Below are 23,144 nucleotides of genomic sequence, written 5' to 3'. Positions count from 1 at the left end.
TTGTCTTTCGTGCCTCAGGCCATCTTCGGGCCGCTCGTGCCGCCGAACAGACCGTTCGGGCGGAAGAGCAGCACCAAGATCATCAGGGCGAAGGAGTAGGCGTCGGTCCATTCGGAGAAGCCATAGCCGGCGCTGAACCCTTCGACGATGCCAAGGATGAGGCCGGCAACGACAGCACCTGTCAGGTTTCCAAGACCGCCGATAAGCGCCACGGCAAAGCCCTTCATGACCATTGTGCCGCCGGTGAATGGCGTGATGGGGAAAAGCGCAATCAGCAGGGCGCCGCCGAGGCCCGCAAGTGCACTGCCGAGAACGAAAACACCGGTGATATAGCGACGGACCGGAATGCCCATGAGTGCGGCCGTGTCGCGATCATCTACGGCGGCACGAAGCGCGCGGCCATAGCGACTGCGGGTGACCATAGCGAAGGTCAGCGCGACCACGGCGATCGTAACGAAAATGACCATCAGGCGGACGGACGCAATGCGGACGCCCCCGACGTTCCAGATGCCCGCCAGCGGGCGCGGAATGCTTTTCTGGTTCGGGTCGTAGAAGAAGATGACGATGTGCTGCAGCACGACGATCAGGCCGAGCGAGACGATGAAGCCATTGGTCGGCCGCGTGAGCGTGAAGCGGAAGAGCCCGCGCTCGAGAACGAACCCCATGGCTCCGACTGCGACGACGGCCAGCACAAGTGCGATGAAAAACCCGAGTCCTGCCTGCACCGCAAGCCACGTCACGATGCTGCCGACCATCAGGAATTCGCCATGCGCGAAATTGATGATGCCGGTCAGCCCGAAGATCAAGGTGACCCCAACGGCGATCAGCGTGATGACGCTTGCGATCGATAGACCGTTGAGGATTTGCTGAAAGAGAATGTCCACAGCTCTGTCTCGCTGTTGCGCAGGCCTTGCATGCCCGTCCGTTTCTGTGACGAAACTCCCGCCGGTGACCTCTCACCGGCGGGAGTGCATTGGCAGTTTACTCGGCAGGCGCCTCAGCGGGTGGCTGCTGCATGGCGCAGGAGATGTCGCCGCCAGGTGCCGCCGCGCAGACTTCCGTGGCGTGGGTCACCTGATGGCTCTTGTTGAAGGAAAGGTCGTCGGAAACCACACCCTTGTGATGGATCGTTTCCATGGCCGCGACCGTCTTATCCGGATCAAGCGAACCGGCCTTCTCCCAGGCTTCGGCCAGCATGTGGACGTAGTCGTAGTAGAGCAAGGAGACCGAAGAGGTTACACCCTGAGGCGCGCCGGCTGCGAAGTAGTTCTTGAAATAGGTCTTCGCGTTGGCGTTCGAGGATTCACCCCAGCAGATCGGCACGCAGCTCATGGCGACCGGAACATCGGCGCTGAGACCACGCTGCTTCCAGATGCCGGGATCGACACCGAACAGGAAGTAGCTCGGGGCGACGCCGAGTTCCAAAGCCTGCGGCAGCGCGGCGAGCGTCGAGTCGCCATTGTACCAGAAGTGCACCACATCCGGATTGAGGCTCTTGGCGCGCGTCAGGAACGGCGAGAAGTCGGTGGTATCAGGCGGATAGGAGATGACCTCGGGCACACCCTGGCCTTCGGCTTTCAAAGCCTTGACGTAGTAAGACGTCAGGAATTGCCCGGTCGCGTCGTTGCCGACGATGACGACGGATTTCTTCAATGGATGGCCGACCAGCGGCGTGAGCAGGCCCAATACACCGCGGGCGGTCGAGCCTGAGCGCTGGAATTCCTGCGGCTCGGACTGGAAGAGATAATGGTCCTCGCCGCCAGGCGCGACGGACTGTGGATTCAGGATTTTCGCGAGCGTGCTGTTGCCGGCGATCTGCAGCACTTTCGCAGGCTGCGTGATCTTGGTCATCGCAAGCGTGAAGTCATGCGTTTCAGAGCCGAAGATGGCCACGACCTTGTCGTCGCGCACCAGCTCCTGCGTTGCCGCGATCGCCGTCGAAATATCCGTACGGTCGTCACGCTTCAGCAGCTCGATCTTGTAGGTCTTGTCGCCGACCTTGACGCCGCCGGCGTCGTTGATCTCCTTCACCGCAAGCCCGACGCCTGCAGGCAGCGTGTGGCCGGCCGAGACGAAAGCCCCGGATTCAGCGGCGACAACGCCGATCTTGATTGTGTCTTCCGCGAGCGCCAGATGCACCGACGCGCCGAGGCCAAGCGCAAGAGAAATGCCTCCCAATATCGCTGATCGCACGATCCCATCCTCCCAGTGTAGATTTTGCGTACTTACCGGGTTGTCGTACAACCCTGTTTTCTGATAATTGGATCGACTGTGAATGTCAAGCAAGTCCAACCGGACGAAAACCGGCGCTGCCGGCTATAGCAAACGAGGGAGTGAGAGATGCGAACGAGGGAATTCGGCCGGACCGGCCGCAAGGTGAGCGAGATCGGTTTTGGCGCCTGGGCCATTGGCGCCGCCTGGGGTGAAGTCAATGACGAAGAGGCGCTGGCTGCGCTTCATGCAGCACTTGATACGGGTGTTACCTTCATCGATACGGCTGACGTTTATGGCGACGGCCATTCAGAGCGCCTGATTGCGAAGGTCATGCGGGAGCGGGGCGGCGAGCGCCCCTATATCGCGACAAAGGCGGGTCGACGCCTTCCCGCGCAATCGGTCGAAGGCTACAGCAGCGAAAATCTCAACGGCTGGATCGAGCGCAGCCTCAAGAACCTCGAGACGGATTGCCTGGATCTCGTGCAGCTGCATTGCCCGCCGACCGATCTCTACTATCATCCTGAAGTGTTCGAGCGCCTCGACCGGCTGGTGGAGCAGGGCAAGATCCGCAATTACGGCGTCAGCGTCGAGCGGATCGAGGAAGCGCTGAAGGCCATCGAATATCCTGGCGTCGTCAGCGTGCAGATCATCTTCAATGCCTTCCGCCAACGCCCCATCGAACATTTCTTCAAGCAGGCCGAGGAAAAGAAGGTCGCGATCATCGCGCGTGTGCCGCTCGCAAGCGGGCTGCTCTCCGGCAAGTTCAAGAAGGACACCAAGTTCGAGTCCAACGATCATCGCCTGTTCAACCGCAATGGCGAGGCCTTCGATGTCGGTGAGACCTTCTCGGGCGTGCCTTACGAGGTCGGCCTGGAAGCCGTGGAGAGGGTGCGGCCGCTGGTGTCGGGCGATACGACCATGGCAAAATTTGCGCTTCGCTGGATCCTGATGTTTGACGCTGTCACCGTTGCCATTCCCGGCGCCCGCAATCCCCAGCAGGCCAGTTCGAATGCCGAAGCCGCAAGCCTTCCGGCAATTTCCGCAGGCGCGATGCAGGAGATCAAGTCGATCTACGACACCTACATCAAGCAATATGTCCATCAGCGCTGGTAGGAGAATTTGATCCATGACAAGTCCAATCATCGATTCCCATCATCACTTCTGGGATCCCGCCAGCGGCGGCGATTATGGCTGGCTGAGCGGCCCCTTCGAGCCGCTCAACAGGATCTTCGAGCCGGCTGATCTCAGGCCAAGCCTTGAGAAGAACGGCATCACGGGGACGGTCCTCGTCCAGACATGGAACGATCTCGGCGAGACCTGGGATTTCATAAAAACCGCCGACGAGACAGATTTCGTCGCCGGCGTCGTCGGCTGGATCGATCTGACCGACGACAAGCTTGCCCAGACGCTCGCTGAACTGCAGGCATCGCCATATGGCAAATGGCTCGTCGGCGCGCGGCATCTGATCCAGACGGAGAGCGATCCGCACTGGCTGCTGCGCCCTGATGTCAAGAAAGGCCTTGGTGCTGTTGCAGAGGCGGGCCTTGTCTACGATCTCGTGCCGAACCTGCCGCAACTGCCATCCTGTATCAGCACCGTCGAAGCATTTCCGGATACGCGCTTCGTGCTGGATCATATTTCCAAGCCGGAGATCCGCAACAACGGCTTTGAGGAATGGGCCGTTTTGATCCGTAAATTTCGCGGCCAGCGCGATCATGTCTGGTGCAAGCTGTCGGGTATGGTCACGGAAGCCAATTGGCAGACATGGACCGCCGATGATCTGAAACCCTATGTGCACGAAGTGCTTGAGGTCTTCGGAACCGATCGCTGCATGTTCGGCACTGACTGGCCAGTCTGCCTTGTCGCTGCAAGTTATGACAGGGTGGTCGAGGCCCTGCAGGAATGCATCAAGGATCTGACCGATGCCGAGAGAAGGAAGATCTTCGGGCTGAATGCCATCGAGGCCTACCGGTTGCCGGAATTCCAGGAGCCGAGCGCATGACCAGCGGTTCCTCGGCGAGCCGTATCGGCTTTGCCTCGCGCCTCGGTTTTGGTGCGAGCGGCATCGGCACGCTTTATCGTGACGTAACGGAAGCGCAGGCGGCCGACGTCCTCGATAAGGCCTATGAAGGCGGGATGCGTTACTTCGATACCGCGCCCCTCTATGGGCATGGCCTGAGCGAATTACGCCTCGGCCGTTTCCTTCGAACCATCGATCGCAAGACCGTCACGGTCTCCACCAAGGCCGGCCGCTATATGGTGCCGCCTTATGGAGAGACCGTCGACTATGGGCTCTGGGCATCGCCGCTCCGTCTGAAGCCGGTATTCGACTATAGTTACGCCGGCACGATGCGCTCGCTTGAGCAATCGGCAAGCCGGCTCGGAATAGCCGACTTCGATCTGGTCTACATCCATGATGTGGATCGTTTCACGCATGGCGATGCCTATGAACGGCGCTTCAACGAAGCCATCGAGGGCTGCTACCCCGCACTCGACGACTTGCGCAAGGCCGGCCATATCAAGGCCATCGGCGTTGGTGTCAACGAGAGCGATGTCGCGACGAGGTTCATCAAGGCTTGCTCCCTTGATGCCGTCATGATGGCCGGCCGCTACACGCTCCTTGACCGTAGCGCCGAGGCGGATCTGTTGCCGGAAGCGCAAAAGCAGGGCGTGGAGATCGTCGCCGTCGGCGTCTTCAACTCCGGCATTCTGGCAACGGGCACCGGCAGCTCGGCGGCAACCTACGACTATGGCGCACCTCCGCCTGAGATCGTCGAAAGGGCAAAGAAGATCGAGGCAATCTGCAAGCGCCACAATGTTCCGCTGCAGGCAGCCGCGATCCAGTTTCCGTTCCGCAATCCCCTCGTCTCTGCGGCGGTGCTCGGCATGAGCCGCGTCGAGCGCATTGAGCAAAATCTGGCCTGGGCGAAAACGGCGATTCCCGAGAGCTTCTGGACGGACCTGGACGAGGCGGTGGTTTAGAAGCCGCCAAATGCTTCTCGAGGTGGATGGCCGCAACGCCGTCCACCTCAGGGGTCGGGTATCGCTTTGCGATAGTCGATCCCACTTGCCGCAAACTGTTCGCGAAGCCACTTCACCGCCGGCCCGGCGGGCCGTTGCTTGTGCCAGACCAGTTCAAGCGGCACTGGATGCGTACCTTCGTCGAACTGGAGCAAAGGCGTCGCCAGTTTGGAAGCCAAGGGAGAGTTTTCCAGGATGTGTGCCGGGATCAGCGACCACCCGACACCCTGCTGCAAAATCTGCAGGATGACCCAATGGCTTTCGACCCACCAGACCTCGGCGGCAACCCGCAGGCGATGCTTTTCCGTGCCATCGCTTCGCTTGGTGACCATGATCTGGCGGTGACGCTTGAGCTCTTCCCAGGTAACGGGAGACTTTGCCAGCGGATGGTCGCGGCCACAGACCAGGATGAGGGGGACCCAGCCGATGGTGTGGAAACCCAACATCGGTGGAAGATCCTCTTCGCGCCACATGACACCGAGATCAGCCTTGCCGCCAAGAACCAGTCCGACGACATCCTTGGTCGCGGGAAATAGCAGCTCCAGTTCAACATGGGGAAACCGATCGGCAAAGGCCGCAAACAGCGCCCCCGTTGAAGGTTCGGGGTAGAGTTCGTCGATCGCGACGACAAGCCTCGTCTCGACATGCTCTTCGAAGCTTCGCGCCACGCCGATCAGATGTTCGCGGCGGTCGAGAAGCAATTTGGCTTCCGGAAGCAGCCTTTTCCCCGCCTCGGTCAATGTCGGATTTCGTGTCGCCCTGCTGAAAAGCTTGATCCCGAGATCGTCCTCCAATGAGGAGACGAGCAGGCTTATCGCGGACTGCGCTTTGCGCAGATGTCGGGCGGCGGCCGAAAATGAACCTGCCTCCGCGGCGGTGACGAAAGCCTCCAATTGCTCCAGCGAAACCGTCATCTATCTATATCCCAGATAGTATCTAACTTTATCTAACGCCAATATCAGATAGAAGTACGGTCAACAACAACAGAGGAAGTGAAATGCGTAGCTTTAAGGACCGCGTCCGACACGCGGTCATGTTCGAACTCATCGGCCTGGCAATCTTTACACCTGGCGCCGCTTTGCTCTTCGAACAGCCCCTCGAGCATATGGGCATTGTCGGCATCATCTCCGCCACGGCGGCAACGGTGTGGAATTTCGTTTTCAACATCGGTTTCGACAGGGCCATGATGCACCTCAGAGGCAGCGTGCAGAAGACCATACCCATCCGCATCGCTCACACCGCCCTGTTCGAGGCCGGTTTGATCGTGGTGCTCATTCCATTCATCGCCTGGTATCTCGGCATCAGCCTGATGACGGCACTCGCGATGGATATCGCAATCGTCGCGTTCTATCTGGTGTATGCCTTCTTCTTCAACATCGCCTATGACCGTGTTTTCCCCATCGGAATGCTGCCGACGCCGCAGGCATCGTGAAGAGCCTCGTTCGCGAGTATCGCAATACTAATTCCCATTCTAATGAGCGGAATGCCCCGGTGCCTGATTTAGACGCCGGGGCATTTCCATTTAGTCTGAGAGAGATCGGCTTTAGCGAGCGCCGGCAGCCGCCTGCTTGATGAGATCGGCAACGACGCCCGGGTTGGAGACGTAGACAGCGTGGCTGCCGGGAGCCTCTTTCGTGGTGGCCTCGGCACGGCCGGCCATCGCACGCTGCGCTGCCGGCGGGATCATCTTGTCCTCGGTAACAACGAGATACCAGCTCGGCTTTACTCTCCAGGCCGGTTCGGAGACCTTGCCTTCGAGTGCTGCGATACCCCACGGCACCTGTGAAGCACCCATGAATGCGGCAAGCTCCGGCTCGACGTCTGCGGCGAAGGAGGCGGCAAACTTCGACCGATCCAGGAACAGGAACCCGTCGACGGGAGGAACGATCGGCGGTACCGGATCGCCGGGTTGCGGGTTGGAGATGAGCGTGGCGACCGATTCACCACGGTCCGGCGCGAAGGCGGTGATATAGACTAGGCCGGCGACTTTCGGGTCGGTGCCCGATTCGGAGATGACGGCGCCACCGTAGGAATGACCGACGAGAATGACGTCACCCTCGGCAGCTGCGATAGCGCGCTTGGTGACGGCGACATCGTCGGCCAGAGACGTGGTGGGGTTCTGCACCACGATCACTTCATAGCCATCCTTCTTGAGGATATTGTGAACGCCTTCCCATCCAGATCCGTCGACGAAGCCGCCATGAACGAGAACGACCGACTTGACTGCTGCATTGCCAGAAACATTCGACATTTGAGTTCTCCTTTGAAGTTGTGTTTGACGTGGTGTTGTTTGACGCCCCCACTATGAGCGAACGTTTCCGGCGGCGCTTTGAGATGACCTTCAGACGGTTGTGATTTTACCTTCAGATGGCTTTGATTTTAGCCTCGGAGGTTGTTACGGTGCCGATGGTCCGCCAATCCTAGCGCGACACCGGAACATCTAACTTGCTGTATCATTTTGAGGATTTCGCACTCGACGAGGACAGGCGCGAATTGCGTCGCGGCAGCGAATTGCTTCGTGTCGAACCGCAAGTGTTCGATCTTCTGTGTTATCTTATCTGCAATCGCGACCGCGTAGTCAGCAAGGATGATCTGGTGGGCTCGGTCTGGCAGGGGCGCATCGTTTCGGATGCCACCCTCAGCAGCCGCATCAATGCCGTGCGCAGCGCGCTTAACGACAGCGGCGAGGAGCAGCGGCTTATCCGCACGATCATGCGCAAGGGCATCCGCTTTCTCGGCGCCGTGCGCGAGGAAGGCGACATTGAAGCGCCAGTACCGGTGGAAACCCCATCAGCCGGATTAGGGCTGCCCGATCGCCCGTCGATCGCCGTCTTGCCGTTCGACAATATGAGCGGCGATCCGGAGCAGGATTACTTCGCCGACGGCATGGTCGAGGACATCATCACCGGCCTCTCGCGCATCAAATGGCTGTTTGTCATCGCGCGCAATTCGAGCTTCACCTACAAGGGCCGCGCAGTTGACGTGACCAAGGTCGGCCGCGAGCTGGGCGTGCGCTATGTGCTTGAGGGCAGCGTGCGCAAGGCGGGAAACCGCGTGCGCATCACCGGTCAGCTCATCGATGCGGAGGATGGCAGCCATCTTTGGGCCGAACGATACGACCGCGACCTCACCGACATATTTGCGCTACAGGACGAGATCACGATCAGCGTCGTTGCCGCCATCGAGCCCAATGTGCGCCGGGCCGAGATCGAAAGGGTCAGGCGCAAGCGACCCGGCAATGTCGATGCCTACGATTTGCTGCTGCGTGCCATGCCGCATGTCTATACCTTCATGCCTGATGGTGCCGCCGAAGGGCTGCCGCTGCTGGAGCAGGCGCTTGCCATCGAGCCTGCCTATGCCCTTGCGCATGGCTTTGCCTCCTGGGCGCATCAGAGCATCTTTGTGCGTGGGGGCATGCGTCCGGAGAGCCGCGAGAAATCCGTCCATCATGCTCTTGCGGCAATCGAATATGGCCAGAGCGACGCCATGGCGCTCGCGCTTGCGGGCTTCTCCATCGGCTTGCTGACCCAGGATAGGAGGCTGGCCGACGAAGCTTTCGAGCGTGCCCTGGCACTCAGCGCCTCGTGCTCCTTCGTCTACTCATTCGGATGCGTGCCCGTTGCCTACGGTGGTGACGCTGCGCGGGCCATCGCATGGGGAGAGCAGGCAATGCGCCTCAGCCCGCTCGATGCCATGAGCTGCATTCCGCAGGGCATTATCGGATTCGGAAATTTCCTGCTCGGTCGACATGAGGAAGCGATCGCAGCGGGCCGCCGGGCGATTCAACTGAATCCGGGCTTCAGCATTTTGCATGGATGGCTTGCAGCACCGCTTGCCAGGCTCGGCCGGCTTGAAGAGGCAAGAGCATCGGGCCAGCGATTGCTCGCATACGACCCAGGCTTTTCCATCAGCCGATGGTCATCGGCGGTTGGCATAGCGCCGGCGATTTCCGACGCGGTCGCGGATGCCATGCGGCTGGCAGGATTGCCTGAATAAGATCATCGGCCGCAGGCACCTCCATTTCCAATGACCGCACTCGCATTCTGGTTGTCTGAAGCCGGCTGAGTACAAATCAGAATGTCATTGAACTGAAATTCTTCTTTCCTAACGGTCAAGAGCCGTCTATCTCTGCTGCTGCTGAAGGCGAGCTCGTCGCGCTCGTCACGACAAAGTCAATGATTAAAGGAAGACAACATGGCTACCGGCACCGTAAAATGGTTCAATGCAACGAAAGGATTTGGTTTCATCCAACCAGATGACGGCAGCACGGATGTTTTCGTCCACATCTCCGCAGTAGAGAGAGCCGGCATGCGTGGCTTGAACGATGGCCAGAAGATCTCCTACGAACTCGTCAAGGACCGCAAGTCCGGCAAGATGTCTGCTGACAACCTGCAGGCTTGATAGAGCTTCGAGTGCAGTGATATTTCGAAAGGCCGGATTTGATCCGGCCTTTTTCGTTTGAAGCGGCTGGCCGCTCAGCCCTATTCGGCGACAATGCCTTCCAGAGCCAAAGCCGCTGCCAACAATCGCTCATCCTGATTCTTGGGAGCCGACAGCAGCAGCCCGACCGGCATGCCGGCATCGCCGGTGCCGCAGGGCAGGGATACGCCGCACCAATCGAGGAAATTGCCGATCAGCGTGTTGCGCAGCGTCTTGAAGTTCACCTTGACGAACAGCTCGTCATCCGCCTCCAGCGGCGCAAGCGCGGGAGCCACGTGGGCAACGCTTGGATAGGCCACAAACTCATTCGGTCCCAGCATACCCGCCACGTCTCTTATCAGTTGCTCCCGCACCTTCAGAATCTCGAGATAACCGACCAGGGTGATCTTCTCGCCGAGGCGCGTGCGGGCAACGACGCGCTGATCCATACGTTCAGCCTCAGGCCCTGCCAGCCGGCGATGATGGAGCGCGAAAGCCTCTGCGGTCACCAGCGGCCCATGCTCGGCCATCACCTGAAAGAGCGCGTCAAAGGCCGGGAAAGCAGCACGGCGCACCGTCACCCCCGCTGCGCTCAGCCGTGCAATTGCGGCTTCGAAAGCTTGCACCACGCCATCCTCGACATCGTCCATGACGAGGTTGGTCGGCACGACGACCGAAAGCCCCACAGGACTTGCCCGGATGACCTCGGGGACCAAATGGCCCCGCATTGCCGCATCGACCCAGACGGCATCCTGAACGCTGCGGCACAAGGGACCAAGCGAATCAAGGCTGGTCGCCAAAGGAAAAACCCCGCCCATGCTGTAGCGGCCACGGCTTGCCTTATAACCGACAAGACCGTTGAAGGCGGAAGGAATGCGCACGGAACCACCGGTATCCGTGCCGATCGATACCGGCACCAAGCCGGCGGCAACAGCGACGGCGGAACCGGAGGAAGAGCCGCCTGGTATCCGGGCGACGTCGGACGCCCGTGGATTGAGCGGCGTGCCGTAATGCGGGTTGAGGCCAAGACCGGAAAAGGCAAACTCGCTCATATTGACCCGGCCGACTGCAATCATGCCCGCAGCATGCAGCGCCTTGACGACATCCGCATCCTCCTGCGCAGGCACGGCGTCCGCCAGCACGATCGAGCCTGCCGTGGTCGGCAGGCCGGCGATGGCGAAGAGATCCTTCCAGGCGACAGGAATGCCGTCGAGCAGCCCGCGTGACCGCCCCTCCCGCAGCCGCTTCGACGAAGCAGCGGCCTCCTCTTTCGCGCGCTCCTCCAGCAGCCTCGTGAAGATCGCTTGATCCTCATGGGCGCGGATCGCATCCAGGGTCTCTTCGATAAGCGTGACGGGATCAAGGGAGCCGGACTGGATCAAGACCGACAATTGCGCGATCGACCTGCCGAGATGTGTCTGTGTCATAGGCTCTGTTCTCCCCGGCCGCCGACGAGCTGCATCCAGCGGCGCACAAGATAATTGTGCTCATCCATTGTCGTATTCCAGACAGCAATGCAATTGGCGCGCTGCCAATAGGAGCCGCCGCTGCGCATCGAGCCCGCCCTTATCCTGGTCTGCCCATCCGGGCCTGGCAGGTCTTGCGTTGCCGCTGTTCCATCATACCAATATCCCCACTCCGCCGGGGTCATGAACTGGCGCGAGCGTTGCGGCGTCGAGATGTAATAGCCTTGCCGTGCGACGACGGCGCCCGGCCAGCCAGATATCCACCAGTTCAGATAGTCGTAGGCGACATCTAGAAGGCGACCGTTGAGATGTTTCGACAGGCATAGGCCGCCATGCCAGGCCCGATAGCCCTCTGCGGGCACGGCCTGCTCGACCGGGACGCCCTTGGAATTCAGGATACCGATACCCGGCGACCACATGCTTTGAACACTGGTCTCCCCGGCGATCATCAGCCGCGCGGCGTCTTCGGCGGTCTTCCAGAACCCACGGAAAAACCCAGCCTTCTTGCGCTCTTCGAGAAGATCGATCAGCTGATCGATCTCCTGCACCGACATATTGCCGAGATCATCGAAGGACATCAGGCCGGCGGCCTGTGCGGCGAGTGCCGCATCGAATATGCCGATGGCGGGCTCGTCGACCAGGGCCACGCGGCCGGCCCATCTCTCGTCGAAAAGCGCGCTCCACGAATGCATGCCGACATCATTCTTCGCCAGGTCGCTCCGATAGGCAAAGCTGTCGAAATTATGGGTGGTCGGCAGCATGGAAATGAAGCGCGATGGCGTATCGCCCAAGGCGAGATTGGGTTGAACGAAGAGCTTGCGCGCCGGCACATCACCGAGCCCCAGCCGCGGATTGGGTCCGATATGACCGGTCTTGGTCAGATCGTTGACCTCGTCCCACAGCACAATGCGCTGCGTGTCGATCGGCTGGATGGCACGCCAATGCCAGACGATATCGAGATTGTGAAAGCACTGATCGTAAATATCGTAGGTTTCCGGCTCCCGCGCCGCCTTGTATTGCGTCGTCAGGAAGTCATTGTTGTCGAACGTCACGTCGATCCCAAGGTCCTGCTCCGCCCGCAGCCGCAGCTCCTCCAGCAGCGAGATCGCGGTGCCGAGAATGCGCAGGCGCGGCCGCCCTGCCAGATGCAGTGCTGGAGCAGGCGCGGTTTTCGCTATCGATTGATGCTTGTTCATGAACGGATCGACTATCCTATTGCGCCGCTGCCAAGGATGGGACGGCAGGCGGCATTCGAGCCAGTGTGAAGGCTTCGAAAGACCGTTTCAATAGCGCGCCATCCAGCCCATCCAGAATGAAGACCAGACGCGAGGCACGATCTTCGGAAGGCCAAGCCTCCATATGTACCGGCGGGTGAACCAGATGTTGAACCCCATGCACCGCGACGGGACGCTCCTCGCCCTTGAGATTGAGGATGCCCTTCACGCGCAACACCCGATCCCCATGACGATTGAGAAGCATGGTCAGCCAAAGGCCGAATGCGGTCCAGTCAACCGGCCGGTCGACCCTCAACGCAATGGAGGAAATCGTCGCTTGATGAGGCACTCCGTCAGCCGAAACCAGCTGCAGCGGCTCCTCGCAGTAAAACCCGCTCGGCGACAGATTGTTGCCTGGCGAGGCTTTCTCACGCATGTCGGCCAATGACGACAAATCAAGATCGGCGTCGGTTGCCATGACGAGCGGCGCATCGGGGTTCAAGGTGCGAAGCCGCGCCTCAAGAGCCTGTGTTGCACGATCATCAGCGAGATCGGTCTTGGTGATGACGAGCCGATCGGCAACCGCCGCCTGCCGGTTGGATTCGATATAGGTGTCGAGCTGGCGCACTCCGTTGACAGCATCGACTGTCGTGATCACGTTGCCGGCGCGGAAATGGTGCCTGAGCACCGGGTCTGCCTTGATCGTGGACAAGACCGGGAACGGATCGGCAAGGCCCGTGCTTTCAATAATGACGCGGCGAAATGGCGGCAACAATCCGCGCTCGCGTTTGGAGTAGAGGTCCTTGAGTGCCGCGGCGAGTTCCCCGCGCACCGTGCAGCAAACACAACCCGAGCGCAGAAGCACCATCTCGCCATCAACGCTTTCAACAAGATCGTGATCGAGCCCAATCTCGCCGAATTCGTTGATCAGCACGGCGGTGTCGGCAAATGCCTCATCCGCAAGAATCCGCTTCAGGAGCGTCGTCTTGCCGGAGCCGAGGAAGCCGGTGAGAAGATTGACCGGCAGAAAGCCGTCTGGCTCAATCACCATGACGTGCCTCCATTCTTGAAACGAACGCGACATCAAGGGGATCACACGGCCGCCGACGAGCTTTTCAGCCGCCGGCCAGAGATGGCCTAGATCCTCGATGATCTCGCTTTTGCCCGTTCTCGTTGACAGGACGAATGACGTACCCTGCCAATCCGAGAGAATGAGCCCGAAGGCGCAAAGCATGTCATTAGCGGCGCGTACCCGTTCGGCGCGTTCACGCCGCCGCTCCGGGCTGGCGTGATTACGTGTGAAAACGCCGGGCCGGGCCGCCGCATCGGTCCAATGCTCATTGCCACCGAGAACACCGCACAGTGAGCACATGATGGTCATTCCTTCCGAAAACGGCTTGGCCCTGTCCAGACTAGCCGGCTATTTGCCGCGCGGGAAGCGGGCGGCAAAATCGTCGGCGATCTCGTTCATCGTCACGAACTTCACGCCGGGATGCTTGATCATATGCGCGTAGAGCCGTTCCAGCATCATCAACACCTGCGGCCTGCCGGCGACATCGGGATGGATGGTGATAGGGAAGACGGCATAATCCATCTCGCGATAGACCCAGTCGAACTGATCGCGCCACATCTGCTCGATATCGTGCGGATTGACGAAGCCGTGGCTGTTGGGCGACTTCTTGATGAACATCATCGGCGGGAGATCGTCGAGATACCACGAGGCCGGGATTTCGATCAGGTCGGTCTCCTGGCCGCGCTTCAAAGGCACCATCCAATCCGATGGCTTGCGGGAGTAATCGATCTTCGTCCAGCTGTCGCCGACCCGCACATAATAAGGGGTGAAATCCTTGTGCATCAACGAATGATCGTACTTGATGCCGCGCTCCAAGAGCAGCTCGTTGGTGACGTTGGAGAATTCCCACCAGGGGGCAACATAACCCGTGGGGCGCTTGCCCGAAAGCTTAGTCACCAGCTCGATGCACTTGTCGAGGATTTCGGTTTCCTGTTCGCGCGTCATGGCGATCGGGTTTTCGTGGCTATAGCCGTGAATGCCGATTTCATGGCCGGCATCGGCGACAGCCTGCATCTGCTCGGGAAAGGTCTCGATCGAATGGCCGGGAATGAACCATGTCGTCTTGATGCCGAACCGCTCGAACAGCTTCACCAGCCGCGGGCTGCCGACTTCGCCGGCAAAAAGGCCGCGCGAGATATCGTCAGGCGAATCCTCGCCGCCATAGGAGCCGAGCCAGCCGGCGACGGCATCGACGTCGACACCGAAACTGCACAGGATTTCTTTTGCCATGGGATGACCTCCTTCGATCAGGTTTTTAGTTCTCAGTGAGCTGGAATGACGGTCGCGTCGGCCGGGTTCCAGGTAAGCATGACGTCGGCCCCGACGGGAAAGAGATCGGGCCGGTATTTGTCGATATGCGCTTCGAGCGCGAGTCCTCGGCCATCGGGCAGGCTGACGCCGATCTGCGAGATATGGCCGACGACATCGAAACGATCGACGCGAGCGCCGACGACATTGCCGCCGAAAGCGCCGGCGAGGCTATCCCTTGCTGCGGTTTCGGTCGCGTGGACTTCGATCGCCTCCGAGGGAATGACGATATTGACCTTGCTCGAAAGACCGCCATTGCCGCAGCCCGACAGCATCCCGAACGAGGTCGAGACGAGCGTATTGTCAGCTTGCACGCCCGCAACCTCGCCTTCAAAAATTGTGTTGCGGCCGATGAACTGCGCGACGAACGGCGTATCGGGACGAGTATAGAGCTGATGCGGCGGGCTGATCTGCTCGACGCGGCCCTGATTCATCACAACGATCCGGTCGGACAGCGCCAGCGCTTCCGACTGGGCATGCGTCACGAAAACGAAGGTGACGCCGAGCCTCTTCTGCAGCAGCTTGAGCTCGTTCTGGATAGCCTTGCGCAGATTGGCATCGAGCGCGCCAAGGGGTTCATCGAGAAGCAGCACGTCGGGCTCCACCACCAGCCCGCGTGCAAGCGCGATGCGCTGGCGCTGGCCGCCGGAGAGCTTGTCCGGCTTGCGCTCGGCAATATCCTCAAGCCCGAGCGTCGCGAGGATACGGTCGACCCGCGCATCCCGCTCGGCCTTCGGCATGCCCTTGACTTCAAGCCCGTATCCGACATTGCGCCGGACGGTCATATGCGGAAACAGCGCATAGTTCTGGAAGATCATCGATGTCGGCCGGTTTTGCGGTCGCACATCGTTCATGCGCTCGCCCTTGATCATCATGTCGCCGGAGGAAATGCTCTCGAAGCCGGCGATCATGCGCAGCGTCGTCGTCTTGCCGCAGCCCGAGGGACCGAGGAAGGCGATGAACTCTCCCTTTTCGATAGCCAGATTGAAGTCGATGACGGCGGGCGTGCCATTGTCATAGACCTTGCCGGCATTGATGAGTTCCAAGTCATAAATCATGAGAGATCTCCGGTGGTGGGCGGAGAGGCCGGAATGGCCTCCCCACAGGGCAGGAGACGAACGGCCGAAGCCTGCGTCGCCGGATTAAGCATTGAGGAATTCATCCCACTTCTGGACGAGGTGGTCGTACTCATCCGGCCACTGGTGCCAGTAGGCGACGTTCTTTGCGCGCTCGGCCAGCGAGCCGCCATCGCGCAGATCGCCTTCCTTGATGCCGCGTTCGGCGGCGCCCACCCAAGGCTTGCCTTCGTACCAGAAGGCATATTTGTCCGGCGCCATGACCTTCTGGATATTGGTCGAGGGTGAATAGTAGCCCTGCTCGGACACGGTGATGCCGGGTTCACCGGACAGCCAGTAGTCGGCATAGGCGATCACGGCTTCCTTGTTGGAGGTGCCAGCGATCATCGAGGGCCCGATCGCCCAGCCGCGATAGCCTTCCTTCGGCACGGCGTATTTGCACGCCTTGCCTTGCGCCTTGACCGCCATGACAGCCGGCTGCCAGGCGTCGCAGACCACCATCTCGCCCGATGCCATCAGATTGACCAGCTCGCCGAAATCGCCCCAAAGCGCGCGGAACTGCCCGTCCTTCTTCTTAGACACCAGGAACTTCGCGGCCTCGTCGATTTCGGCCGTCGTCGGGTTAGCCGGGTTCTTGACGTTCGAAAGCCCCAGCGTGTTCATCGCCATGATCGCCTGACTGAAGGCAATCAGCGGATCGGTATTGAGACCGGACTTGCCCTTGAACTTCGGGTCGAAGATCGCCGCCCACGTATTGGCCTCCTCGGCCGACAGGACATCGGGATTATAGCCGATGGAGTCGTAGTTATAGACGGCAGGCACCATGTTCAGCGTCGTCTTGGCATCGTCCGCCCAGATCTGCCCTACGATCTGCTGCTTCGGGTCCCACTTGTCGGAAGGCGTGGCGAAGGTGTCGCGGATGTTGGCCCAGTTCTTCAGCGACGCGGCCGGGATCGGCTCGACATTGTTGGTCATCACGATCGACGGCAGCCGCTCGGCGATGATCTCCCAGCAATCATAGTCCTTGGAACCGGAGAGGATTTTGGTCTGCGCGTCCGGGAAGGTCGCGGCCGTGCCGGACGTCTGCCCGACACCGCTGACCTTGCGGAAATCATCCAGGATGCGCTCCTGCACGGTGACGGAAAGCCCGATCGTGCGCAGCTGTTCCTTGGCAAGACCGCTTGCCTGCGCGTAAGCCGCCCGCGACGACAGGAACGGCGTGCCGCCCCCGATCGCCAGCGCCATGACGCCGGCCGATTGTTTCAACAGAGAGCGCCTGTTCATTTCCATTTTGGACATCTCATCTTCTCCAGTGCTGATTGCTGTTCCCTGAGCCCTTGCCGGGCCTGTTTCATTGCTTGCATCGCGCGGCGACCTAGCCGCTGACGATCAGTACCGCCCCACGAGGAGGCCACCATCCACGACCAGAACCTGGCCGGTCATGTATCTCGCGCCCTTCGACGCAAGGAATGCGATCACATCGGCAATGTCTTCCGGCTCGCCGAGCCGGCCCATTGGAATGAATTCGGCTGCCTTCTCCGCGCCGGCGGGACCGAGCGAATTCTCTTCCGAAAGCAGTTGCGCGGTGCGGATATAGCCGGGGGCGATGCCGTTGACCCTGATGCCATCCCTTGCGAGCTCGACGGCCAAACCTCTGACCAGCCCGACAACACCGGATTTGGCCGCTGAATAATGGACATGCTCGTCCCATCCATAGGCGACACCCATGATCGATGAGAGGGCGATGATGCTTCCCGATTTGCGCGCGCGCATGCCGGGAGCCGCGGCGCGCACCAGCCGGAAGATGCCCTTCAGATCGACATCCATGGTCAGGTCCCATTTGTCGTCGCTGAGCTTGTCGAGCGGCGTGCGATGGGCGATGCCGGCATTGGCGACGATGACGTCGATCTTGCCGAAGCGGGCTTCGACATCCGCCACAAGCCGGTTGGCGGCCTCTGTCGAGCGCACGTCATAGAGACGAAACTCAGCCGATCCGCCGGCGATCAGAATATCGCGAGCAGCGCTCTCGCCCTCGCTTTGGAGAATATCGGTGACGACGACATGGTCGCCGAGTGCGGCAAATGCCTTGGCCGCCGCCCGGCCAATGCCGATACCCGCCCCGGTAACGATGACAATGCGCTTTTCTTGGCTGTTCATATGCTTCTCCTCTTCAGAGCATCACGTCGCCGGAATTGGGACCAAGCGTCTGGCCGACGAAAAGGCTCGCGGCCGGCGACGCCAGAAAAGCGACGGTCGCGGCCACTTCCTCCGGCTCGCCGAAGCGTCCGAGCGGCAGCTCGCGTTTCTTGCGCTCGCGCCATTCCTCGGAAAGCCCCTGCACCAGCGGCGTGTTGATTGGGCCCGGCGCGACGGCATTGACCCGCACGCCACGACTGGAAACCTCGCGCGCAAGCGCCTTGGTCATGCCGATGATCGCGGCTTTGGCGCCGGAGTAATGGACGAGCTCGATGCCGCCGATCTGCCCGAGCTGGGAAGCTACATTGACGATCACGCCCTCGCCACGCGCGAGCATCGACGGTATGACGGCCTTGGTCATCAGGAAGGTGCCGCGGACATGCACTGCAAACATCCGGTCGAAATCCGCAAGCTCGAGATCTTCGAAAGCCGCCTGATGCGCGATGCCGGCATTGTTGACGAGAAGGGCGACGTCGCCGTGTGAGGCCTTCGCCGCAGCATGGGTCACAGCCACGTCCTCAGGCTTGGCGACATCGCCAGCAATCGCGGTCGCTGCACCACCCACCGAGATGATCTCGGATGCGACGGCTTGCGCCCGTTCGCCGGAGAGATCGTTGACCAGAACCGCGTAGCCGTCAGCTGCAAGTCGAAGGGCTATGGCCCGGCCGATCCCCGAGCCGGCGCCGGTGACGATTGCGGAAAGTCTGTTCGTCATCATGCGTCCTCCTGGATACGGACGCGCTTGGCGCGTCGGACCGACATCCCCATCAGGATCGCGTAGGTGCCGAGAAGCGCGAAGGAGAAGAGGGTCGTGAGCACACCGAAGGCAAAGACGTTCGGATGAACCTCGACGGAAAAGGTGCCGTAGATCGCGAGCGGCAGCGTCAATTCGCGGCCGGAGGCAAACAGCGTCCGCGAGAATTCGTCATAGGAGAGTGTGAAGGCAAAGAGCATGGCCGAGAGAACGCCGGGGAAAATCAGCGGGAAAGTCACTTTGCGGAAGGTGCGGGCCGGGGTGACGCCAAGTGACCAGGACGCCTCCTCCATGCTCGGATCGAACCTGTTGAAGATCGCCAGCATCACCAGGAAGGCGAAGGGAAAGGTGTAGACGACATGCAGGACGAAGGCCGTGCTCCACCAGTGCCGATCGATGCCGAAGGCGTTGGCGACGAGCGCCATCCCGAGGCCAACGAGCACGCCCGGGACCATCATGCCGAGAACGATCAGGTAGAAGACCACGCCGGAGCCACGGAACTTGCGGCGAAACGCCTGCGCGGACATCACGCCGAGCACGGTCGAGACGATCATGGTCATCAGTGCCAGAGCCAGCGACCGGATCAGCGCCTGATCGATCGGCAGGGGAGCGATGCGCGAAGGCGGCGTCAGCCCGAAGAGATGCTGGTACCAATAGGTCGACCATTCGATGATCGGGAATTGTGGACCGCCCTCCGGCCCCGTCTGGAACGACAGGATCGCCAGAACTGCGAGGGGGCCGTAAAGGAAGACGAGAAAGAGGGCCGTATAAACACCCAGGCCGAGCTTGATGCCGCCAGCGTTCATGATCAAAGCTCCTTTCTGAGGTCGACGACCTTGAGCAGGGCGGCAATGACCGCGCCCATGACGATGGTCAGGATGACGCCCGCCACCGCCGCAAAGGCCCATTTGAGCGAACCGACCTGGGTGACGATGATATTTCCGAGCAGATTGACCTTGCGGCCCGAAAGGGCCGCGGCAGTCGCGAATTCGCCGAGGACCATCACCGAGACGAAGATCGCGCCGACCACCACGCCGGGCATGGACAGCGGCAGGATGATGGTACGGAAGATGCGCCAGAAGCCGGCACCGAGATCCTGCGCAGCCTCGATGACCGAGGCGTCGATCCGGCCCATCATGAAGGCGATCGGCCCGACCATGAAGACGCAGTAGATCTGCGTCATGCCGATGATCACCGACAACTCCGAGAAGAGAAGCACTTCTATGGGGTGCTGCACGATGCCGAGCTTCATCAAGATCATGTTGATGGCGCCTTCGGTGCCGAGCATAGGCCGCCAGGCGAGAACGCGGATCAGGAACGAGGTCCAAAATGGGATGACGCAGAGAACGAGCAGCACGGTCTGCAGCGTCTTGTTCTTGATGAGGAGTCCGACAAAGAGCGCAGCCGGATAACCGACGACGAGCGTCGAGATCAGCACGAGCAGCCAGATGCGGATCGTCGTCCAAAGCGCCCCGAGATAGGTCGGGCTGGTCAGGAAGGTAATCCAGCTCTGCAAGGTCAGCGTCGGCTCGATCTTGAAGGTCGTCTGCGTCCAGAAGGAAACATAGACCATCATCAGGATAGGCAGGACCAGGAAGGCGATCATCCAGATCATGCCCGGCGCCAGCAGCCAGAATGTCTTGGCCGTCGTTCCGCGCGCGGCCACGCTTTCCTCGACCGCCTCTTCACGTGTGGCAACCATGGTCATCTCTCGCTCCCCTTGGCATATCCGGCAAAAAGTTTCGGGAGGGTCACATCAGCCGAAGACAAGGGCGTCCTCCTTCTTCCAAACGAGTGCATAGCGATCCTTTTCGACAAAGGCCGGCGGCCGGGCGTGGCTCAAATGGGATTCAACCTCAAAGACGTGACCGTCATCGAGCGCGAAGAAGGAATTGACCGCCGCGCCGGAATATTCGCTGGCGATGAAATCCGCTTCGATGCGGACCTCGTCATCAGACATCGCCGCGTCCCGAGGACGGATCGAAACGCGGTCGTAACGGATGGCATAGGCCGGCTGCAGCGCCTTTTTTCGCGATGCGGTCAAGGGAAAGCGGCCGGCCGCCCCGACGAAGGCGTCATCGATAACGGCGCCGGAAAACAGATTGTAGCAATTAAGAAAGCGGGCAACCGCCGCCGTGGCCGGGCTATTGTAGACGATATCGGAAGCAGCAGCCTGCGCGACGCGACCCCGGTCGAGAACGAGAACGAGGTCGCCCATTGCCAGGGCTTCGGATTCGCTGCCCGTGACATGCAGAAAGGTCACGCCGCAACGCTCGCGGATGGCTTTCAGTTCGGTTCGCATGCGGCCGCGCAAATTGGCATCGAGCGCGCCCAGCGGTTCGTCCAGCAGCACCAGTTTCGGTTCGGTGACAAGGGTGCGTGCCAGGGCGACGCGCTGGCGCTGGCCGCCGGAAATCTGGGTGACGGCGCGATCGTCAAATCCCTTGAGACCAACCAGCGCCAGCATGTCCTGAACCCGCCTCGCCAGGACGCGCACATCGGTCACGGGATCGACCTTGCGATTGAGCAGTCCGAAGGCGACGTTTTCGCCGACCGACAGGTGCGGAAACAGAGCAAAATTCTGAAAGACGAAGCCGATGCCACGGTCATGCGGGGCTAATCCATCCAGACGGTTGCCGTGAAAGAGGATCGAACCGGAATCCGGCTCCTCGAAGCCGGCGATGACGCGCAGCAACGTCGTCTTGCCTGAACCGCTCGGCCCGAGCAGCGAGATATAGGCATTATCGGGCAGGGCAAAATCGACCGCGTCCAGCGCGGCCGCGCCGTTATAGGACTTGGTGACTTTCTTGAGCTGAATAACGGTCGACACCGAATTCCCACCAGTTTCAAGGCAAGGACCATCTTTTTGGCAAAGCGCCGCCATTGCCGGATTGCCATCAATCCAGACACCGGACGTCGGTCTGCGTTCGCGCAAGATCACATGCGCGTCAAAGAGATGTTCCTTGGCGTTTCAATGAGTTCCACCTGTGGCGCTTCTAACGAGCGCCTTGACGATTGAAGCATTGCATAAATGATTTTTGTATTCAATAGGCTTTTTAATAAAGTCGAGTGGTCGGGGCCAAGGCACAAAGGATGAAGAAAGGAAAGACGCAGGAGTTTCGCGGCTATTCGGCGCAAAATCACCATAAAACATGACGTATGCGAGCTATCTGCCGGGCGCGCATATTTGATTTGCGCCCGCCATATCTCCCACCTTCGACATCGACCGTCGTGGCAACCATAAGCTATTTTGCATTTAAAAACATATTTTGTATTCAATACTCATTTATTTTTGCGCTATGTTAGCGTTACAAAACGCGTAAGAGTGGGGCATCGGAACGACGTGAGTCCATTGCATCAGATGACCGAAAGCCATACGCGCCCCAATGCGCAGAAGCGCTACGAGATCGCGGAGGATGTGCTGCGCAGCAATATCGACGACAGCACGCTGCCGCCTGGCGTCGTATTGCTTGAAGGTCCGATCGCCGACATCCTGCAGATTTCCCGCGCACCCGTGCAGAGGGCTCTTCAAACCTTGGAAAGCGAAGGGCTGGTGCATCGCTTCAACGGGCGCGGCTACCTCGTCGGCCCCTCCGGCCAGGGTATCGAGCCGAACCGAACCGACATCAAGACGCTTGGCCTCACCATTCCCCGCCATGCCGACGAAGCGCTTCAAAGCCGCGCCTCCTGGGAGCGGATCTACAACACCGTCGAGGCCGATGTTGCCGGCTGTGTGGTCTTCGGCCAATATCGCATCATTGAGATCGAGCTTGCCGACCATTTCAAGGTCAGCCGCACGGTGGTTCGCGATGTGCTCACCCGCCTGCGCGAGCGCGGCCTTGTACGCAAGAACCAGTCGTCCCATTGGATCGCCGGCCCGCTGACCGCCCAGATGATCAAGGATCACTACGGCCTGCGCGGCATGCTTGAGCCGCAGGCGCTGATCGCCGGCGCAAACAGGGTCGACCGCGAACAATTGAACGACCTGTTCCTGCGTCTTTCCGAGCTGGAGCGGTTGGAGCCCACCGATCATCTTTCGGCAATCGAGGCCGTCCATGCGGATTTCATCGACATCTGCATCCTCGCCACGCCGAACGAACGGCTGAAGGAATCGATCCGAAACAATCTGCTGCCGGTCACGGCGACCGAGCGATTGCTCAGGCAACTTGGCCTGCCTGGCGACCCGGCCATCATCACGGAACTGCGCCTGATAACTGAACTGCTGCTGCGGGGCGCCGTGAAAGCGGCGGCGGCGATGATAGAGAGCCACTTGGAAGCATCGGTCAATCGCACCATCGCGCAGATGAAGATCGTCGCCATCATTCCCGGCCCAAGCGTAACGGCCGCCTATCTGACCCGCGTTCTCGAATGAGAGGCGGGCAGTCCGAGTGAAACTCGGTGTCG

22 protein-coding genes are annotated in these 23,144 nt (G+C 60.3%); 7 read left to right on the top strand and 15 right to left on the bottom strand.

What is annotated here, in order from left to right; translation table 11 throughout:
• Positions 1-14: 14 nt before the first annotated feature.
• Entirely contained in the window at positions 15-884 is an 870-nt protein-coding gene (locus BSK43_RS13140) for a branched-chain amino acid ABC transporter permease (protein WP_077470616.1), read from the bottom strand.
• Between the two features lie 97 nt (positions 885-981).
• A complete protein-coding gene (locus BSK43_RS13135) occupies positions 982-2,193 on the bottom strand; it encodes an ABC transporter substrate-binding protein (RefSeq protein ID WP_077470615.1) in 1,212 nt (403 codons plus the stop codon).
• A gap of 147 nt (positions 2,194-2,340) precedes the next feature.
• Here BSK43_RS13135 and BSK43_RS13130 point away from each other — a divergent pair, with 147 nt between their 5' ends.
• Genes BSK43_RS13130 through BSK43_RS13120 form a run of 3 tightly spaced genes read left to right on the top strand, consistent with a single transcriptional unit; the run spans position 2,341 to position 5,196 of the window.
• Positions 2,341-3,327 (top strand): aldo/keto reductase, encoded by a 987-nt coding sequence (locus tag BSK43_RS13130; RefSeq protein ID WP_077470614.1) that lies wholly within the window; start codon positions 2,341-2,343, stop codon positions 3,325-3,327.
• 13 nt (positions 3,328-3,340) lie between these two features.
• Positions 3,341-4,216, top strand: a complete 876-nt coding sequence (locus BSK43_RS13125; protein WP_077470613.1) for an amidohydrolase family protein — start codon at positions 3,341-3,343, stop codon at positions 4,214-4,216.
• Positions 4,213-5,196: an aldo/keto reductase gene (locus BSK43_RS13120; RefSeq protein ID WP_169055391.1), complete on the top strand. Its 984-nt coding sequence runs from the start codon at positions 4,213-4,215 to the stop codon at positions 5,194-5,196. Before BSK43_RS13125 ends, BSK43_RS13120 begins: the two co-directional genes overlap by 4 nt.
• Positions 5,197-5,243: 47 nt before the next feature.
• Here the strand turns inward: BSK43_RS13120 and BSK43_RS13115 are convergent, their stop codons facing one another.
• Positions 5,244-6,149, bottom strand: a complete 906-nt coding sequence (locus tag BSK43_RS13115; protein WP_077470611.1) for a LysR family transcriptional regulator — start codon at positions 6,147-6,149, stop codon at positions 5,244-5,246.
• An 83-nt stretch (positions 6,150-6,232) separates the two neighbouring features.
• Between BSK43_RS13115 and BSK43_RS13110 the strand changes: the two genes are divergently transcribed.
• A complete protein-coding gene (locus BSK43_RS13110; RefSeq protein WP_077470610.1) occupies positions 6,233-6,667 on the top strand; it encodes a PACE efflux transporter in 435 nt (144 codons plus the stop codon).
• A gap of 111 nt (positions 6,668-6,778) precedes the next feature.
• Here the strand turns inward: BSK43_RS13110 and BSK43_RS13105 are convergent, their stop codons facing one another.
• Positions 6,779-7,486 (bottom strand): alpha/beta hydrolase, encoded by a 708-nt coding sequence (locus BSK43_RS13105; protein ID WP_077470609.1) that lies wholly within the window; start codon positions 7,484-7,486, stop codon positions 6,779-6,781.
• Between the two features lie 194 nt (positions 7,487-7,680).
• On the opposite strand from BSK43_RS13105, the gene BSK43_RS13100 reads away from it, so the two are divergent.
• The gene (locus BSK43_RS13100) at positions 7,681-9,231 is read left to right on the top strand and encodes a winged helix-turn-helix domain-containing tetratricopeptide repeat protein (RefSeq protein WP_077470608.1); all 1,551 of its coding nucleotides are present in this window, start codon (positions 7,681-7,683) and stop codon (positions 9,229-9,231) included.
• 198 nt (positions 9,232-9,429) lie between these two features.
• Complete coding sequence (locus BSK43_RS13095) at positions 9,430-9,636, top strand: cold-shock protein (protein WP_068389465.1); 207 nt, start codon at positions 9,430-9,432, stop codon at positions 9,634-9,636.
• Between the two features lie 80 nt (positions 9,637-9,716).
• Here BSK43_RS13095 and BSK43_RS13090 read toward each other — a convergent pair whose 3' ends face one another.
• The 11 genes from BSK43_RS13090 to BSK43_RS13040 all read right to left on the bottom strand — a co-directional run bounded on the left by BSK43_RS13090 (position 9,717) and on the right by BSK43_RS13040 (position 21,570).
• A complete protein-coding gene (locus BSK43_RS13090) occupies positions 9,717-11,081 on the bottom strand; it encodes an amidase (protein WP_077470607.1) in 1,365 nt (454 codons plus the stop codon).
• Positions 11,078-12,316, bottom strand: coding sequence for an extracellular solute-binding protein (locus BSK43_RS13085; RefSeq protein ID WP_077470606.1), 1,239 nt, complete (start codon positions 12,314-12,316; stop codon positions 11,078-11,080). Before BSK43_RS13085 ends, BSK43_RS13090 begins: the two co-directional genes overlap by 4 nt.
• A gap of 16 nt (positions 12,317-12,332) precedes the next feature.
• The gene (locus BSK43_RS13080) at positions 12,333-13,385 is read right to left on the bottom strand and encodes a GTP-binding protein (protein WP_077470691.1); all 1,053 of its coding nucleotides are present in this window, start codon (positions 13,383-13,385) and stop codon (positions 12,333-12,335) included.
• A gap of 369 nt (positions 13,386-13,754) precedes the next feature.
• Positions 13,755-14,636: a polysaccharide deacetylase gene (locus tag BSK43_RS13075; RefSeq protein WP_077470605.1), complete on the bottom strand. Its 882-nt coding sequence runs from the start codon at positions 14,634-14,636 to the stop codon at positions 13,755-13,757.
• A gap of 32 nt (positions 14,637-14,668) precedes the next feature.
• Positions 14,669-15,772: an ABC transporter ATP-binding protein gene (locus BSK43_RS13070; RefSeq protein ID WP_136686898.1), complete on the bottom strand. Its 1,104-nt coding sequence runs from the start codon at positions 15,770-15,772 to the stop codon at positions 14,669-14,671.
• Positions 15,773-15,856: 84 nt separating this feature from the next.
• Positions 15,857-17,089: an extracellular solute-binding protein gene (locus BSK43_RS13065; protein ID WP_077470604.1), complete on the bottom strand. Its 1,233-nt coding sequence runs from the start codon at positions 17,087-17,089 to the stop codon at positions 15,857-15,859.
• A 90-nt stretch (positions 17,090-17,179) separates the two neighbouring features.
• A complete protein-coding gene (locus BSK43_RS13060) occupies positions 17,180-17,947 on the bottom strand; it encodes an SDR family NAD(P)-dependent oxidoreductase (protein ID WP_077470603.1) in 768 nt (255 codons plus the stop codon).
• A 13-nt stretch (positions 17,948-17,960) separates the two neighbouring features.
• Positions 17,961-18,701, bottom strand: coding sequence for a 3-oxoacyl-ACP reductase family protein (locus BSK43_RS13055; RefSeq protein WP_077470690.1), 741 nt, complete (start codon positions 18,699-18,701; stop codon positions 17,961-17,963).
• Positions 18,701-19,546 (bottom strand): ABC transporter permease, encoded by an 846-nt coding sequence (locus BSK43_RS13050; protein WP_068389426.1) that lies wholly within the window; start codon positions 19,544-19,546, stop codon positions 18,701-18,703. Before BSK43_RS13050 ends, BSK43_RS13055 begins: the two co-directional genes overlap by 1 nt.
• A 2-nt stretch (positions 19,547-19,548) precedes the next feature.
• Positions 19,549-20,448 carry an ABC transporter permease gene (locus tag BSK43_RS13045; RefSeq protein ID WP_077470602.1) on the bottom strand — a complete coding sequence of 300 codons (900 nt, stop codon included), beginning with the start codon at positions 20,446-20,448 and terminating at the stop codon, positions 19,549-19,551.
• Positions 20,449-20,496: 48 nt separating this feature from the next.
• Positions 20,497-21,570: an ABC transporter ATP-binding protein gene (locus BSK43_RS13040; protein WP_077470689.1), complete on the bottom strand. Its 1,074-nt coding sequence runs from the start codon at positions 21,568-21,570 to the stop codon at positions 20,497-20,499.
• 531 nt (positions 21,571-22,101) lie between these two features.
• Between BSK43_RS13040 and BSK43_RS13035 the strand changes: the two genes are divergently transcribed.
• Complete coding sequence (locus tag BSK43_RS13035) at positions 22,102-23,112, top strand: GntR family transcriptional regulator (RefSeq protein ID WP_077470601.1); 1,011 nt, start codon at positions 22,102-22,104, stop codon at positions 23,110-23,112.
• Positions 23,113-23,144 lie beyond the last annotated feature (32 nt).

It is taken from the genome of Rhizobium sp. P44RR-XXIV, assembly GCF_001999485.2.
GTDB lineage: Bacteria > Pseudomonadota > Alphaproteobacteria > Rhizobiales > Rhizobiaceae > Rhizobium.
The sequence above is the reverse complement of the archived record's forward strand: the minus strand, read 5'-3'. Positions and strand labels throughout refer to the sequence as shown.

Coding starts and splice junctions, on each gene's coding strand:
- BSK43_RS13130 (WP_077470614.1), top strand. CDS start 2,341: ATGCGAACGAGGGAATTCGGCCGGACCGGCCGCAAGGTGAGCGAGATC.
- BSK43_RS13125 (WP_077470613.1), top strand. CDS start 3,341: ATGACAAGTCCAATCATCGATTCCCATCATCACTTCTGGGATCCCGCC.
- BSK43_RS13120 (WP_169055391.1), top strand. CDS start 4,213: ATGACCAGCGGTTCCTCGGCGAGCCGTATCGGCTTTGCCTCGCGCCTC.
- BSK43_RS13115 (WP_077470611.1), bottom strand. CDS start 6,149: ATGACGGTTTCGCTGGAGCAATTGGAGGCTTTCGTCACCGCCGCGGAG.
- BSK43_RS13110 (WP_077470610.1), top strand. CDS start 6,233: ATGCGTAGCTTTAAGGACCGCGTCCGACACGCGGTCATGTTCGAACTC.
- BSK43_RS13105 (WP_077470609.1), bottom strand. CDS start 7,486: ATGTCGAATGTTTCTGGCAATGCAGCAGTCAAGTCGGTCGTTCTCGTT.
- BSK43_RS13095 (WP_068389465.1), top strand. CDS start 9,430: ATGGCTACCGGCACCGTAAAATGGTTCAATGCAACGAAAGGATTTGGT.
- BSK43_RS13090 (WP_077470607.1), bottom strand. CDS start 11,081: ATGACACAGACACATCTCGGCAGGTCGATCGCGCAATTGTCGGTCTTG.
- BSK43_RS13085 (WP_077470606.1), bottom strand. CDS start 12,316: ATGAACAAGCATCAATCGATAGCGAAAACCGCGCCTGCTCCAGCACTG.
- BSK43_RS13080 (WP_077470691.1), bottom strand. CDS start 13,385: ATGGTGATTGAGCCAGACGGCTTTCTGCCGGTCAATCTTCTCACCGGC.
- BSK43_RS13075 (WP_077470605.1), bottom strand. CDS start 14,636: ATGGCAAAAGAAATCCTGTGCAGTTTCGGTGTCGACGTCGATGCCGTC.
- BSK43_RS13070 (WP_136686898.1), bottom strand. CDS start 15,772: ATGATTTATGACTTGGAACTCATCAATGCCGGCAAGGTCTATGACAAT.
- BSK43_RS13065 (WP_077470604.1), bottom strand. CDS start 17,089: ATGTCCAAAATGGAAATGAACAGGCGCTCTCTGTTGAAACAATCGGCC.
- BSK43_RS13060 (WP_077470603.1), bottom strand. CDS start 17,947: ATGAACAGCCAAGAAAAGCGCATTGTCATCGTTACCGGGGCGGGTATC.
- BSK43_RS13055 (WP_077470690.1), bottom strand. CDS start 18,701: ATGACGAACAGACTTTCCGCAATCGTCACCGGCGCCGGCTCGGGGATC.
- BSK43_RS13050 (WP_068389426.1), bottom strand. CDS start 19,546: ATGAACGCTGGCGGCATCAAGCTCGGCCTGGGTGTTTATACGGCCCTC.
- BSK43_RS13045 (WP_077470602.1), bottom strand. CDS start 20,448: ATGACCATGGTTGCCACACGTGAAGAGGCGGTCGAGGAAAGCGTGGCC.
- BSK43_RS13035 (WP_077470601.1), top strand. CDS start 22,102: ATGACCGAAAGCCATACGCGCCCCAATGCGCAGAAGCGCTACGAGATC.